This is a genomic window from Rhodococcus sp. C26F (assembly GCF_053345925.1).
The window spans coordinates 1-13,762 of record NZ_JBKFBA010000069.1 but is presented as its reverse complement, the minus strand read 5'-3'; the positions used below and the strand labels follow the sequence as shown (position 1 = coordinate 13,762).

14 protein-coding genes are annotated in these 13,762 nt (G+C 65.1%); 7 read left to right on the top strand and 7 right to left on the bottom strand.

What is annotated here, in order from left to right; genetic code table 11:
- Nucleotides 1-30: 30 nt before the first annotated feature.
- The gene (locus tag ACLBYD_RS29385) at nucleotides 31-2,676 is read right to left on the bottom strand and encodes a LuxR C-terminal-related transcriptional regulator (protein WP_447819214.1); all 2,646 of its coding nucleotides are present in this window, start codon (nucleotides 2,674-2,676) and stop codon (nucleotides 31-33) included.
- Nucleotides 2,677-2,939: 263 nt separating this feature from the next.
- On the opposite strand from ACLBYD_RS29385, the gene ACLBYD_RS29380 reads away from it, so the two are divergent.
- The 4 genes from ACLBYD_RS29380 to ACLBYD_RS29365 are packed head-to-tail and all read left to right on the top strand — an operon-like array spanning nucleotide 2,940 to nucleotide 5,564.
- Complete coding sequence (locus ACLBYD_RS29380) at nucleotides 2,940-3,335, top strand: nuclear transport factor 2 family protein (protein ID WP_145692517.1); 396 nt, start codon at nucleotides 2,940-2,942, stop codon at nucleotides 3,333-3,335.
- Between the two features lie 12 nt (nucleotides 3,336-3,347).
- Nucleotides 3,348-3,992: a 3,4-dihydroxy-2-butanone-4-phosphate synthase gene (locus tag ACLBYD_RS29375; protein WP_261380000.1), complete on the top strand. Its 645-nt coding sequence runs from the start codon at nucleotides 3,348-3,350 to the stop codon at nucleotides 3,990-3,992.
- Nucleotides 3,993-4,038: 46 nt separating this feature from the next.
- The gene (locus ACLBYD_RS29370) at nucleotides 4,039-4,545 is read left to right on the top strand and encodes a flavin reductase family protein (RefSeq protein ID WP_261379999.1); all 507 of its coding nucleotides are present in this window, start codon (nucleotides 4,039-4,041) and stop codon (nucleotides 4,543-4,545) included.
- Between the two features lie 41 nt (nucleotides 4,546-4,586).
- Complete coding sequence (locus ACLBYD_RS29365) at nucleotides 4,587-5,564, top strand: NAD(P)H-dependent flavin oxidoreductase (protein WP_447819213.1); 978 nt, start codon at nucleotides 4,587-4,589, stop codon at nucleotides 5,562-5,564.
- Nucleotides 5,565-6,162: 598 nt separating this feature from the next.
- On the opposite strand, the gene ACLBYD_RS29360 is transcribed toward ACLBYD_RS29365, so the two are convergent.
- Nucleotides 6,163-6,999 carry a mycofactocin-coupled SDR family oxidoreductase gene (locus ACLBYD_RS29360; protein WP_447819212.1) on the bottom strand — a complete coding sequence of 279 codons (837 nt, stop codon included), beginning with the start codon at nucleotides 6,997-6,999 and terminating at the stop codon, nucleotides 6,163-6,165.
- A 46-nt stretch (nucleotides 7,000-7,045) separates the two neighbouring features.
- Nucleotides 7,046-7,234, bottom strand: a complete 189-nt coding sequence (locus tag ACLBYD_RS29355; protein ID WP_447819211.1) for a hypothetical protein — start codon at nucleotides 7,232-7,234, stop codon at nucleotides 7,046-7,048.
- 603 nt (nucleotides 7,235-7,837) lie between these two features.
- Here ACLBYD_RS29355 and ACLBYD_RS29350 point away from each other — a divergent pair.
- Nucleotides 7,838-9,034, top strand: coding sequence for an acetyl-CoA C-acetyltransferase (locus tag ACLBYD_RS29350; protein ID WP_447819210.1), 1,197 nt, complete (start codon nucleotides 7,838-7,840; stop codon nucleotides 9,032-9,034).
- A gap of 286 nt (nucleotides 9,035-9,320) precedes the next feature.
- Here the strand turns inward: ACLBYD_RS29350 and ACLBYD_RS29345 are convergent, their stop codons facing one another.
- Genes ACLBYD_RS29345 through ACLBYD_RS29330 form a run of 4 tightly spaced genes read right to left on the bottom strand, consistent with a single transcriptional unit; the run spans nucleotide 9,321 to nucleotide 11,894 of the window.
- Nucleotides 9,321-9,800: a Sec-independent protein translocase subunit TatA/TatB gene (locus tag ACLBYD_RS29345; protein ID WP_447819209.1), complete on the bottom strand. Its 480-nt coding sequence runs from the start codon at nucleotides 9,798-9,800 to the stop codon at nucleotides 9,321-9,323.
- 16 nt (nucleotides 9,801-9,816) lie between these two features.
- Nucleotides 9,817-10,578: a twin-arginine translocase subunit TatC gene (gene tatC / locus ACLBYD_RS29340; protein WP_447819208.1), complete on the bottom strand. Its 762-nt coding sequence runs from the start codon at nucleotides 10,576-10,578 to the stop codon at nucleotides 9,817-9,819.
- Nucleotides 10,575-10,820 (bottom strand): twin-arginine translocase TatA/TatE family subunit, encoded by a 246-nt coding sequence (locus ACLBYD_RS29335; RefSeq protein WP_447819207.1) that lies wholly within the window; start codon nucleotides 10,818-10,820, stop codon nucleotides 10,575-10,577. The genes tatC and ACLBYD_RS29335 overlap by 4 nt, the downstream gene beginning before the upstream one ends.
- A 33-nt stretch (nucleotides 10,821-10,853) precedes the next feature.
- Nucleotides 10,854-11,894, bottom strand: a complete 1,041-nt coding sequence (locus tag ACLBYD_RS29330) for an intradiol ring-cleavage dioxygenase (RefSeq protein WP_447819206.1) — start codon at nucleotides 11,892-11,894, stop codon at nucleotides 10,854-10,856.
- A gap of 124 nt (nucleotides 11,895-12,018) precedes the next feature.
- Here ACLBYD_RS29330 and ACLBYD_RS29325 point away from each other — a divergent pair, with 124 nt between their 5' ends.
- Both ACLBYD_RS29325 and ACLBYD_RS29320 read left to right on the top strand, forming a co-directional pair.
- Nucleotides 12,019-12,321 (top strand): ArsR family transcriptional regulator, encoded by a 303-nt coding sequence (locus tag ACLBYD_RS29325; protein ID WP_447819215.1) that lies wholly within the window; start codon nucleotides 12,019-12,021, stop codon nucleotides 12,319-12,321.
- Between the two features lie 672 nt (nucleotides 12,322-12,993).
- Nucleotides 12,994-13,762, top strand: a 769-nt coding sequence (locus tag ACLBYD_RS29320) for a VOC family protein (RefSeq protein WP_447818735.1), incomplete at its 3' end; no start/stop codon positions are given.

Genomic DNA, 13,762 nt, shown 5'->3' with positions numbered 1-13,762 from the left:
CGTGATGGCGACCCGGGCGAACGGGGCTGTTCAGGTCGAGAAGAGTGCTCGGGGTACTTCGGTTCGTCGGGACAGGCACAGCTTGCGTAGCAGGTGCTCCACATGTCCCTCCACTGTTCGAGGTGAGAGCACCAGCTTTTCGGCGATCTGCTTGTTCGTCAGGCCCTGCGCAACCAGATCGGCGACCTCGCGTTCACGAGGTGAGAGAAGCTCGAGTTGAGAGGTGTCGGCGTTCGCGGTGGCGCGGGTGAACCGACCTCGGTCCGGGACCGGATGCTCGTCGCCGGTGCAGTCCTCGTCGAAGATGTAGGCGAGCAGTTCGGGTGCGGTCATGGCCTGTCCTCGGGCCCATGCGGCATCGAACGCGGATGTTCCGATGTGGCGTCGTGCCGTATGGACTGCGCGTTCGCGCAACGTATTCCAGTGGTCGGCACCGTAGAGTTGCTGGCCGATCGAACCCCACATGGACGAGGCGGCGCCCAGGACGACGGCGGCACGTGCCCCGTGGCCCTGCGCGGCAAGTGCCCATCCGAGCAGGTCGGCCATCACGGTCTTGCCGATGGGGTCGGCGAACTCTCGCTGATATCGAAGTGCTTCGAGGGCGCGCTGGACAGCGGTGTCGGGGGCGTTCTCGAGCAGTGCGACGTGGCCGAGTCCGTAGGTCGCGTAGGAGTGGAACCACAGCTCGCCGATTTCGTCGGTCTTGGTGAACACGCGGTTGAACGCCTCCGCGGCGCTGGAGACGTCCTGTGTGGAGCAGAGCAGCATGCCGCGGTGGATCTGCAGCATCGATACCAATTCCGGCTCGGAGCCGTACAACTGGTAACCGCGTTCTGCTTCGTCGAGGTATGCCATTCCGGAGTCGGGCCGGCCGGCGAAGAAGTCCCGTAGTCCGGTGATGTGCACTGCGAACGACCGGGTAACCGGATCTTCGCGGTCGCCGGCGAGCTCACGGGCTCTGCGTAGGGTGAAGTCGGCGGCGTCTCGGTCGCCTTGCAGTGTCTGAACCAATGCGAGCACGGTAAGGATGCGTCCTCGTGCGGTCCTCGAGACTCCGGGCAAGTCGAGTGCCTGCGTCAACCACATGCGGTGTTCGCGTACGGAGATTCCGCATGCCCACAGGAATCTCGAGGCTCCCAGGGTGTCCGCGGCCCGTTGCACGAGTGCGGGCTCGGCGGGGTCGTTCATCACCGAATGCAGCGCCGCGCGGATGTTTCCGCGGTTGATCGACACCGCGGTTGCCCGCGCCAACTGTTCGGGGCCGTACCAGGACGCTGTCGATTCTTCGATGATGTGTGCGCAGTACTCGAGCAGGTTCGTGTTCATGTGGCGGCGTTCCGGGACGTTGAGTTTCCCCCATCCGTACTCTCGTATCGATTCGAGCAGTCGGAAGCGAACACCGTCCTGCGATGTCTCACGCACAACCACGGACTTGGCGACGAGTGCTGCGGCTGCTTCCATGATCTCGTCCTCGGACAGGACGTCGTCGGAGCACACGGCTACTGCTGCGGCGAGGTCGAAACTGTCTGCGAAGACGGAGGCTCTGCACCACAGGGTGCGTTCGGTTTCCGAGCACAGTTCGTAGCTCCAGTCGATCGTGGCCTGCAGGCTGCGATGGCGTGGTGTACGTCCGCGTGCGGAGACGGTCAGCATCGACAGGCGCCGATCCAGTCGTTCGGCCAGGTCTTCGACGGAAAGGACGTTGAGGCGGGTGCACGCCAGTTCGATGGCCAGGGGGAGTCCGTCGAGTCGCTGACAGATCCGTCTGACGGCCTCGGCATTCGAATCGCTGAGTTCGAATCCCGAGAGCGCCGACTCGGCGCGCTTTGCGAACAGTTCGACGGCCCCCGAGCCTGTCCCTGCGTGCGTCGGCAGGGGAGGGAGATGGAAAACGTACTCGCCGGGAATGGCGAGGTATTCACGTGACGTGGTGAGGATCCGAAGGTTGCTTGTTTCCTCGATCAGACGGCTCGCGAGGGCGGCGACTCCTTCGACGAGGTGCTCGCAGTTGTCGAGGATCAGGAGCATCCTCCGATTGCGTAAGTACTCGATGAGGATGTCGTCGGCAGAGCTTTCCGGACCGTCGCGGGTTTCGAGTCCGAGTCGATCGGCAATCGCCTGACTCAGCAGGTTTTCGCTTCGCAGGGCAGCGAATTCGACGAAGCGTACACCGTCAGGAAATGCCCGTCGGTATTCTTCCGCGGCGCGTACGGAGAGTCGGGTCTTTCCGATTCCTCCGGGTCCGACCACAGACACCAATCGGTGGTCCCCGAGAAGCCGACGGACTTCACGCAGTTCGTGGTGTCGCCCGACGAAACTGGTGGGCTGCTGGGGAAGGCCGGTCCCGATCGAAGGAAGCTCGAACGCGGGAGTGGTCATCTCGGTCTTGATCTGGTTCACCTTGCGTACGAGAAGCGTGCGGGAGTGGTTCCACTCGATACATCTGCCGAGCTCTGCGATGGAGATGTCCGGAGTCCGCTGGAGGAGGTCGCGGATGCGTGCATCCGCGTCATCGGCCACCGAGCCCTTCAACCTTCGGTGGTCGTGCGGCGGTTCGGGCATGGCAAGGGCCCGGCGCACCGTGTTCCGGGAGATACCCAAGCGCTGGGCAATGCCCTTGATCGACTCGCCTTCACCCCGGCATCGATGGATTTCGGACCATTCGTCGGCGTTCACCGCACCTCCTATGAGACCCACATCACTTTGCTGGGCGAAGGCGATACGCCGCAAGAAGGGGGGTCAAGATGTGTCAACTGCGACTCTACACGAGGTGCCCGCCACCCAATATCCCCGAACAAAACACCTATGAACAGCAAAAACTGTGATCACGGCGGTGGGATCACCACCCCCGTAGCCGGTCACGTGGTCGGACGGTTACCGGATGCTGCCGCCCTTGCAAAGGTGGTGTGGACCACATTCCCACTGACGGAGGTACACCAATGACCCAGCAGAACGCCGACGCACTTACCAAGGCCTTCGCCGCAGCCGACCAGGGCGATCCCGCACCCCTCCTGGACCTGTACGACGACACGATGACGTGGGCCGGATTCACCTTCGACGGCTCGCAGCGGGTCTACACCAAGGCGGAGTTCCTGGAGGGACTCGGCGTGCTCGCCAAGCTCGACGCCTCGGCAAACGAAGTGCTCAGCTGCGACGTGATCGACGACGAGCTCGTGGTGGCCAAGATCCGGGCATACCGCAAACTCGGGGATCACGAACTGGACATCACCATGGTCATGGGCCACCGGTTCGTCGACGGCAAGGTCGTGCGCGGCAACGATCTCGTGCCGTCCTCGTTCGAAGCGTTCTGGTCCGCCACCGGACTCGCCGGCTAACGGGTGATGGCGATGAGCATCGCACAGCACCGCACGCGCACCACGGCTCTCGACGCCGCCGTCGAGGCACTACAGACCGGTAGACCGGTGCTGGCACTCGACGATCTGAACGGCACCGGCATCGACATGATGATCCTGGCCGACCGGGCCTCGACATCCACCGTGGCCGAAATGATCCGTGAAGGAGGAGGATTCATCTGCGTCACCGTGAGCTTGTCCGATGCTCATCGCCTGTGCCTCCCGCCGATGACCTGGGACATGGGTACGTCATACAGCGGACCGATGTGCGTGGCAGTCGACGCCGCGGAAGGCGTAACGACCGGCATTTCCGCACGAGACCGTGCGGTCACGCTCCGCACTCTGGGCGATCGGCGATCGACTCCCGCGTCGTTCACCCGACCGGGCCATGTCATCCCTGTCCTGGCAACGGACGACAACGCCCCCAGCAGACCGCGCATGATCGCGGAGGCCGGGTACCTCTGCACCGCGACCGCGTCGGAAGCACAGAGCTGTCCGGTGGCATTCACCTCCCTGGTTTCCCGCATCGATCCACGCCGCGAGGCGGGCATCGACGAAGCCCGGCACTGGGACCTGCCCACGATTCGTTACTCGGACCTGTGGGCATCGATCATCAGCAGTCATCCCGCCGTTGCCTGAACGGCATCACCCACCGCACTCGACGTCATTGGGAGACCGACCGTCCATGAGCATCTCCAACTCGACCACCTACGCCGAAGCCGAACTGCGGGCCGACTTCAAAGAGGCGATGGCGCACATGTGCGCACCGGTCACCGTCGTCACGACGATGGACGACGATCGCCCGCACGGCACGACCGTCAGCGCTGTGATGTCCTTGTCGGTCGAACCACTGTTGATCGCAGTGGCGATGGCGACGACATCGGACAGCCTGTCCGCGATCACGCGTGCCGGCATGTTCGGAGTCAACGTCCTCGCGGCGCAGCAACACTCCGTTGCCGCAGGATTTTCCACGAAGGGCGGTGACAAGTTTGCGGGAGTCCTATGGCACCAGCACGATTCGTTACCGCGACTCGACGGGTCCGCGATCTGGTTGTCCTGCCGGGTCGACCAGATCCTCCCCGGCGGCGATCACGCCATTCTCGTCGGAGCCGTCACCGGTGTCGACATCGAACCGACCGCTGCACCACTGACCTACCACGGTCGGCGATTCGGAACGCACACGCCGCACTAGAAAGTGCTGCCGTATCACCTGCTGTCGAAAAGGATCCGACATTGACCCTTCCGCGTGTTCTCCGTGACCGGCTTCGTCTGCCCGTGGTCGCGTCGCCCTTGTTCATCGTCTCCGGTCCTGATCTGGTCGTCGCACAGTGCACTTCCGGTGTCATCGGATCGTTCCCGTCACTCAATGCGCGACCTCAGCCGGTGTTGCGTGAGTGGCTCACCGACATCACTACGAGGCTGGCGAAACACGACGCGAACAACCCGGAGGCACCGTCCGCTCCGTACGCGGTCAACCTCATCGTGCACAAGTCCAACGCTCGGCTCGAGGAGGACCTCGACACCATCGTCGAGTTCGAGGTCCCGATCGTGATCACCTCGCTCGGTGCCCGCACCGACGTCAACGACGCCGTCCACTCGTACGGCGGCGTCGTCCTTCACGACGTCATCGACAACACCTTCGCCCGCAAGGCTGTCGCCAAGGGCGCCGACGGTCTGATCGCTGTCGCTGCCGGAGCCGGTGGCCACGCGGGGACACAATCCCCGTTCGCGTTGATCCAGGAGATACGTGCGTGGTTCGACGGCCCGCTGTTGCTGTCCGGAGCCATCGCTCACGGTCGCGCCATCCTCGCAGCGCAGGCCGCCGGAGCCGACCTCGCTTACATAGGTTCCGCCTTCATCGCCAGTGCCGAAGCCAATGCCGACCCCAGGTACAAGCAGATGGTCGTCGACTCGACCGCCGGCGACATCGTCTACTCGAACCGGTTCACCGGTGTCCACGGCAACTACCTGCGAGGAAGCATCGAAGCAGCAGGGCTCGATCTCGATACCCTCACCAATTCACGGCCGAGCGCGCCGAACTTCGGGATCAATGAAGACCCCGAGCCGGAAACCACGCCGCAACCGAAGCCATGGCGCGATATCTGGGGTGCAGGTCAGGGCATCAGTGCTGTCGACGCCGTACTGCCGGCTGCAATGATCCTCGAACGTCTCAGTGCCGAGTATGCGCAGGCGAGAGCCGCGTTGCTGTGACAACCGGTTTCCGCTGGGCGCCGGAGCAGGCTGCGGATCGTCGGCTGCGGGTCGGACTTGCAGCAGAGCCGCGCGGCTCGATCGCCTAGTTCGATCGGGGTATGCGTGGTGAACCCGGTCCTCGACGTTGAGGCGTCTCATGATCGCTCGAGGCATGGTCCTCGCCATCCAGGGTCTCGTTCGGCCGCTTCGAGGCTGCGGTCAGTCATCCGCCAGGGGGTGCACCACAGGTTCACCGCTCACACAGCGCGTGCCATCGCACAGTTTCGAAACCCCGCCGTAGCCGGCTTCGATCATCGAGTCGAGCACCGTGCGCGATCGGGAAGCAAGCGCGATGTACGTCGGGAGACGATCAGTCGAGAAGTGCGAGACCAGTGGAGCCGCGATGTCGGTTTCGAGACCGCACGTCGCCTCCCGGGATGACAGACAAGAACATCGTCGCTGCGCTGGTTCGTTCGCCGCACCCGGTTGGGGACACGTCGAACACAGTCTGGAGAAGTTGGCATGAGCAGGCGTCACGCGATCGCCGATGCGTTTGCGCGCGGAGCGGGGCACACCGGGCTGGTTCCGGGTGCCCCGCCCTCGCTGGGGCCGCCGATCAGACCTTGTTGAGCGCGCCCGCGTCGACGGGCATTGCGATGCCGGTGACGTAGCGTGCCGCATCCGAAGCCAGCCACACCACGGCGTTGCTGACATCCACCGGTTCGATCCAGGGAGTGGGCAGCACGTTCATCGCCGTCTCGCACGCTTCACGAAAATCCTCATGTGTGGGCGTCTCGAGGTCGGGACGGAACAGGCGGTACATGTCCACGTTGTCGATCATGTCCGTCAGCACAGACGTGGGATGGATGGAGTTGCATCGAATCCGATGGGCGCCCAGCTCATTGGCGGCAGTTCGGGCGAGGCCGGTAACACCGTGCTTCGCGGCGACGTAGTGGGCGAAATTGGGGAAGCCCTGCAATCCGCCGGTGGAACTGATCAGGACGATCGACCCGCCCTCACCCTGCTCGATCAGGACGGGAACAGTCGCGCGCATCGTCTTCCATACGCCCGACAGATTGATGTCGATCATTTCGTCCCATTGCTCTTCGGTGAGCTCATGCAACGGAGCGGACGAGAAGATACCGGCGTTCGCCACCACGGTGTCGAGGCGCCCGAGCTTTGCGACGCCCTCGCCGACCACGTCCTGGAGCTGATTCAGTGACCGCACGTCGGCAACCGCGACGTGGGCACGCCGCCCGAACTTCTCGATGTGCCGGGCCGTTTCCTGGAGTTCGTCCTCCGTCGCGCCGCGGTACTTTGTCGTTGCCGGCTTGGCGCAGATGTCGACGATGATGACGTCAGCGCCTTCCTCCGCGAGCCGGATGGCGTGCGAGCGCCCCTGCCCGCGTGCTGCTCCCGTTACCAGCGCGACCTTGCCTTCAAGCTGTCCCATCAGGGGTCCTTCCGTTGTAACTACGGTTGTGAATGGAGGGGGTGTCTCAACAAGCTGTCTTCTCGTCGACGCGCAGGATCAGGGTGGCGTCGACGAAGGGGATCCGACAGACCGGCATGTGCTGCGTTGCCATGGTGGCGTCACGCCCGTGCGGGCCGAACGCGCCCAGCGGTGAGACGGGTGCAGCGCGTCGGTGCGTCAGAACAGAGACTGATCGGCCGATGGCTTGCGTCATGAAAATGACCTTCCTGGTACGCAACTCGCGCGTTGTCCCTCGCGCGTTTCGATGGGGGATGAGAACGCGGTATGCCGTGGATCACAATGGTCGGTCCGCGAGTTGCGCACAGGCGGGTGACTACGTGGTTCGCTACGTGGTCACCCATTCGGGTAGTTGCACGAAGCCATGGCCACGGACATTAAGGGTGGTATCGCAGACCGGCGGCTCGTAAGGGGCGGTTACGCAACTGCGCGGAGGCCCGCTCTGTGTCCACGGTGCGATCGCGGCATGGTCGGTGTCGTGCGGGTCCCGATCGATTGTGATCGGGTGCTCTGTCAAGTCGTTCACTGAGTGGACGAACCGGATCGTCGGATCTTCCCAGGCGATCAGATTTCAGCACACCACTTTTACCGCTTGCTCGGGACGAGACGTACTGGTGTACTGACGCCAGGCACCGCTAATCGTTCATTGGGTGGACGAGGATGCTCGAAGCCAGCCCGCTGGGCCCTGCTGTCTGTTGTGCTGGGGACGGTATCGGTGGTTGGCGCGCTGGTAGATGACATCGAGCCCCCGTGCGCGGTGGACGAAGAGTTGGATGACGACATGACTAGGGAAATATCAATGACTGCAACTGTTTCGGTGATTGTCGCTGGTGCTCGCACCCCGATGGGGCGCCTGCAGGGTTCGCTCAAGGATTTCTCCGGATCGGATCTCGGTGGCGTGGCGATCAAGGGCGCACTCGAGCGTGCCGGTGTGGCTGCGGAGCAGGTCGAATACGTCATCATGGGTCAGGTGCTCACCGCCGGCGCCGGCCAGATCCCGGCCCGGCAGGCGGCCGTCGCCGCCGGCATCCCGATGGACGTCCCGGCGTTGACGATCAACAAGGTGTGTCTGTCGGGCATCAACGCGATCGCGATGGCCGACCAGCTGATCCGCGCGGGCGAGTTCGACGTCGTCGTCGCCGGTGGCCAGGAGTCGATGAGCCAGGCCCCGCACCTGCTCGAGGGGTCCCGCGCCGGCTTCAAGTACGGCGATGTGACCCTGCGCGACCACATGGCCTACGACGGCCTGCACGACATCTTCACCGACCAGGCGATGGGTAACCTCACCGAGTCGGCCAACTCCGGCGAGCGCTTCGTCTCCCGCGCCGAGCAGGACACCTTCGCCGCCGCCTCGCACCAGAGGGCCGCTCGTGCCTGGAAGGACGGCCTGTTCGACGACGAGGTCGTGCCGGTGTCGATCAAGCAGCGCAAGGGCGAGGCGATCGTCTTCGCCGCCGACGAGGGCATCCGCCCGGAGACCACCGCCGAGTCGCTCGGCTCGCTGCGTCCGGCCTTTGCGAAGGACGGCACCGTCACCGCCGGTTCGGCCTCGCAGATCTCCGACGGTGCCGCCGCGGTCGTCGTGATGAGCAGGGCCAAGGCCACCGAGCTCGGGCTGAGCTGGATCGCCGAGATCGGCCGTCACGGCGTCGTCGCCGGACCGGACTCGACCCTGCAGTCGCAGCCGGCACGGGCGATCGCCAAGGCCTGCGAGCGTGAGGGCGTCGACCCGACCGAGCTCGACCTCGTCGAGATCAACGAGGCGTTCGCCGCCGTCGGCATCGTCTCGGCCCGCGAGCTGGGCATCGATCCGGCGAAGGTGAACGTCAACGGCGGTGCGATCGCGCTCGGCCATCCGCTCGGCATGTCGGGTGCGCGCATCGTGCTGCACCTGGCGCTCGAGCTCAAGCGCCGCGGTGGTGGCGTCGGCGCTGCCGCTCTGTGCGGTGGTGGTGGCCAGGGCCACGCGCTCATCGTGCGGGTGCCCAAGAACTGATTCCTTATCGAATCTCGTGAACGGGTCGCTTTTCCGCGGGCCCGCGGACGGCTCGGCGTGATTCGATGTAAGGCGTCTTTTGCTGCGGAGGTCAGTACACGTGGCCGGCAGTGAAGGCGGGCATGTGGAGGTGACGGTCGTACTCGAACCCCCGTCAAGTGCGCCCCCTCTTTATTTGCCGACGGTCCGGTTTTATGTGGGGTAGGTGGCCAGTAGCATACGGAACCCCTGGGCGGGTCGCACCGAGCCGGCTGGTGAAGCGCCTGTCTCACGGTTCGTCTTTCCCTCACTGCACGGTGTTATCCGTCTGTGGGCTGTCGCGTGTCTCGGCGGCGATTCGTCGGGGATCGTCGTGGGCGAGTGATTCGATGAGAATCCGCCGCGGGTGTGCGGCGGTCCCGGTGACCAGATACCTCTGGCCGGGACGCACGTGCCGGGCCTGATCGATCATCTCGTCGGTGACGATGGTGGCCGATGTGGCCGTCGGCGAGGGCGGGACTGCAGTGGCCTCGTGCACCTCGTGCAACGCGTCGCTCACGATACGGCGCGGGTCGTACCGTCGTAGGTCCAGCGATTCCCACTCGTGGGGGTGCAACGAGATCCCCATGTCGCGTTCGGCATCGTGGCGGGTCTTGTCGACGAAGTCGCGCAGCGATCGGACGGTCTCGGCGAGGTGGTGGGCGTAGACAGCCAGGCGGTGCGGGCCGATCACGATCCCGGCGAGGACAGCGACGAGGAACAGTTTTTCGAGGGTCAGGCCGAACATGGTGTGGATTCCTCACTCATGAGGTCGGGGTGGTGCGTCGGGTTGCTCTGCGGTCGTGCAGATGGGTGATTCCGAGAGCGGCGCCGAACAGCGCCGACATCGGTACTGCGACCAGGAACATCGACAACACGTCGGCGGCCGGTGTCACCAGGGCGCTGAACAGGGTGATGACGACGACGATGAGGCGCCAGCTGCGGCGCAGGACGTGTGCGGAGACGATCCCGAGACAGTTGAGCATCACCAGCACGACCGGCAGGACGAATGCAACCCCGGTGGCCAGCACGATCTTCATCACGAAGTCCACGTAGTACGAGGCGTTGAGAAGGGTGCTGTCCTGGTCGGAGGAGAAACCGGTGAGCACGCGCACCATGCGAGGGAAGAGCAGGAAGCCGAAGGTGCATCCCGCAGCGAACAGTGGCGCGGCGGCCGCGGAGAATCCGACGACGTATGTCTTTTCGCGACGGGTCAGTCCGGGGGTGATGTAGGCGAACAGTTCGCGCAGCCAGACGGGACTGGAGACGATGATCCCGGAGAACAGCGCGATCTTCAGTTCGACGTCGAACGCCCCGGTGACGGTGTCGTAGTTCAGGCTCGCCTGGCGGGAGCGGGCCAGTTCCTCGATAGGTGCGCGCAGGACGTCAAGGATCTGATCGGCGAAGACGAAGCCGGCGATCACGCCGACGAGCAGCGCCACCGCCGCGCGAAGTCCGCGCCGTCGTGCCTCGTTCAGGTGGTCGGCGAGCGGCATCGTGCCGCGCGCGGCGGTGCCCGCGGTCATGAGGCGGGTCGGTAGGGCACCGGCGTCATGGTGCCGGTGGAGGTGCGTGTGTGGTGTTCGTCGACGGTGGTGGGTGCGCTGTCGCCCGTGGTGACGGTGGGTTGCTCACGCACCTCGTCTTTGAGGATGCGCAGGGATTGTCCGACGCCCTTGGCGAGGGCGGGGAGTTTGGCGGCGCCGAAGACGAGCAGCAGGATCGCCAGGACGATGAGGGCGTGCCAGCCGGTGAGGTTGTGCAGCATGAGGTTCTCCTCGAGGGTGGGAATCGATCGTGATCAGTTCGTGGTTGCCGGGGTGGTTCCTGGCGCTGTGCCATTGGGCGGTGCGCCCGCCGGGGGAGCGCCAGCCGGGGGAGTCCCGGCGCCGACCGGGGGTTGACCTGCTCCGGGTCCGCCCGGACCACCGCCGGGTGCGCCTGCGCCTTGGCTGAGGGTGGGTTCGGTGGTGGTGTCGACGGCGACGGTCAGTGTCCCGACGTAGCCGGTGGCGGGGTCACCGGTGAACGTGCCCATCTGCAGGTCGTAACCGTCGCCGAAGACGTTGTCGTTGTCGAGGCTGCCGATCTGGGCGAGGTTGCGGGCCGACTCCGGGTAGGTGCCGAGTTGGTAGACCGCGTCGAGCATGTCCTGCGGAAAGGCGACCTGCGAGGTCGCGATGGCGTTGTCGGCATCGGTTGCGGAGTCGGCGTCGGGGTAGATCTCGAAATGAATGTGGGTCCAGCGGCCGGTGTAGCAGCCGGGAACGATGGTCTCGAATGTTGCCGTGCCGTCGGCATCGGTGATCTGGATCCCACGGAGATAGGTCTGGTCCTCGATGCCTTCGGAGTACATCGAGTACCGGCCCTGAGCGTCGCACTGCCAGGCGTACACGGCCACCGCGTCGAACGGGACACCACCGTTCGCCGTGTCGGTGACAGTGAAGGTCAGCGAGAGCGGGACACCGTCGGCGGTGGTCCCGCCGTCGAGGCTCGAGGTGATGTCCCTGCGGACGATTCCCGATTCGTCGAGCACGTTGATTCCGTTCGTGCCGTCGGCCGGGTAGGGCCCGTTGGTTTCTTCAGGTATCTCGCCTGCAGGGGTCACCGGCGCGGTCGCTGCGGCGGTGGTGGTTGTGCTTGCGGTGCCCGTGGAGCAGGCGGCCAGGGCCAGGGCGCCGGCTCCGGCGCCGACGACGCCGAGCACCCGACGCCGGGTGACCAGGGTCGTGATGTCGAAACCGGCGCCCTGGTCGACGACGTCCTCGGCGGGGCGATCGAGCAGGCGTCCTTCGTAGGTGGGTCCTGCCGGGGTGGAAATGGGTTCGGGGACACGGGTCATGTCGATGTCTCCTTCGACGGTTCGTTCGGTGGTTCGGTATCCGAGTGTTGCCGTCGATCCGGTGGAGACCCTGGGTCTCGGCTGGGAGTTCCCTGACAGCCGCTTCGGGGAAGGCGGACCGGACCTGGCACGCGCCGGTCCTGTCGGCTGGGGTCTGGTCCATTGGAGGGACCCGCCGACATCGCTCCGCAAGCTCGAGGCGACCATCGCTGATCCGGGGGACGTGCCATCGGTAGCTGCACTGCAGTCGGGACAGGTTTCGCACGGCGTCGACCTGACCGAATCCACTGTCAGTCACCACCTCGGCCAGCTCCGCAAGGCCGGCATGGTCCCATCCGAACGACGTGGAATGAACGTCTTCCACCGCGCCCGCACCGAAGCCCTCGACGCGTTACGTGAGGTGCTGGACCCGAACTGCTGCCGCTGACCGCCGTAGACGCACCACCGCTGGTCCACGCATTTTCAAAGCCCCACAGCGGACATGGATCGAGACGCGGGCCGACCATGGTTGATGACGTGCTTGCTCGTGATCATCGGGCAGAGGTGACGTCGTCGACTGGGAATCGTACGTAGGGCGGTCGCCGAGTCCATCGCTGTCGGGAACGAGGACAGCCACCGCCTCGACGCACTGTCGGATCCGGTCGAAAAGTGAGCAGTTCCCCCCCGGAATACTTGCTCGAGCTTCAACCGGAGCCGACGCGGATGCGGAGAGCGACGCCGGTGGTGGACGGGACCGTCCAGCTCTGAGGATGGCCTCGTGCGAGTAGGTGTGTACATCGACGGATTCAACCTCTACTACGGTGCGCGCTACCTGTGTGGCCGCGGCACCGCCTGCGGACGATGGCTCGATCTGCGTTGCGTGGCTGCCGACCTCGTTGCCACGCACTCCGGCGTCGACGTCGTCCCAGGCGGTCGCGAAGGGGCCGGCGGCGGTCATGAGCGCAGTGTGACATTCAGTGGTGTGCTTGTGGCGAAATGCGGACCGAACGGGCGGTACCGTCGGTTCGCGAAGCGCGACAGCGAATCCCCTGGCTCTGCCATCGAATGTCGGTACCGCGGGCTAACGTCGAGTGGGTATCCACCGGGCGGAGGAGCAGCGATGAGCGCGGTCACGACGAATCAACCTCTCGGCACCCCCACCTGGATCGACCTGGGCATCCCGGATCTCGACCGGGCGATGGCCTTCTACGGGTCGGTCTTGGGGTGGGAGTTCGACGTCGGTCCCGAGGAGTACGGCAGGTACACGATGTGTCTGCTCGGCGGTAAGAAGGTTGCCGCGCTGATGCCGAATCTCGATGAGAGCGCGACCGAGTTCTGGTGGAACGTCTATCTGGCGACTGACGATGTCGATGCGACGGTCGCTCGGTCCGTGGCCGCGGGCGGCACGTTGCTGACGGAGGCGATGGACATCGCCGACCAGGGTCGGATGGCGATGGTGCGGGATCCGTCCGGTGCGCAGTTCGGCCTGTGGCAGGGACGGGCACACGTTGGCTGCGAGCTCGTGAACGAGCCGAACACGTTGTTACGCAACGACTTGGTGACCCCGAATCCCGGACCGGCGCGGGAGTTCTACGCGGCGGTGTTCGACTTCACCCTGGATGGGAATGACGACCTGCCCGGCGTGGACTTCACCTTTCTGCGCAGACCGGATGGGCACGAGATCGGCGGCATCGTGGGCGATGCGTCCGCCTCGGCGTCGTCCTGGGGCACGCTCTTCCAGGTCGTCGATGCCGACGTGGTCGTCGCCGCGGCCCGGGTCGGTGGGGGTACCGCGGACGATCCGGTGGACATGCCGTACGGGCGGACCGCGGAGGTCACCGATCCGTTCGGTGCGAAGTTCACGGTGGGTTCCCCGCTGCGGGGTGTAC

Excerpts from the sequence above, each read along its gene's own strand:
- ACLBYD_RS29380 (WP_145692517.1), top strand. The coding sequence starts at position 2,940 with ATGACCCAGCAGAACGCCGACGCACTTACCAAGGCCTTCGCCGCAGCC.
- ACLBYD_RS29375 (WP_261380000.1), top strand. The coding sequence starts at position 3,348 with ATGAGCATCGCACAGCACCGCACGCGCACCACGGCTCTCGACGCCGCC.
- ACLBYD_RS29370 (WP_261379999.1), top strand. The coding sequence starts at position 4,039 with ATGAGCATCTCCAACTCGACCACCTACGCCGAAGCCGAACTGCGGGCC.
- ACLBYD_RS29360 (WP_447819212.1), bottom strand. The coding sequence starts at position 6,999 with ATGGGACAGCTTGAAGGCAAGGTCGCGCTGGTAACGGGAGCAGCACGC.
- ACLBYD_RS29355 (WP_447819211.1), bottom strand. The coding sequence starts at position 7,234 with ATGACGCAAGCCATCGGCCGATCAGTCTCTGTTCTGACGCACCGACGC.
- ACLBYD_RS29350 (WP_447819210.1), top strand. The coding sequence starts at position 7,838 with ATGACTGCAACTGTTTCGGTGATTGTCGCTGGTGCTCGCACCCCGATG.
- ACLBYD_RS29345 (WP_447819209.1), bottom strand. The coding sequence starts at position 9,800 with ATGTTCGGCCTGACCCTCGAAAAACTGTTCCTCGTCGCTGTCCTCGCC.
- tatC (WP_447819208.1), bottom strand. The coding sequence starts at position 10,578 with ATGACCGCGGGCACCGCCGCGCGCGGCACGATGCCGCTCGCCGACCAC.
- ACLBYD_RS29335 (WP_447819207.1), bottom strand. The coding sequence starts at position 10,820 with ATGCTGCACAACCTCACCGGCTGGCACGCCCTCATCGTCCTGGCGATC.
- ACLBYD_RS29330 (WP_447819206.1), bottom strand. The coding sequence starts at position 11,894 with ATGACCCGTGTCCCCGAACCCATTTCCACCCCGGCAGGACCCACCTAC.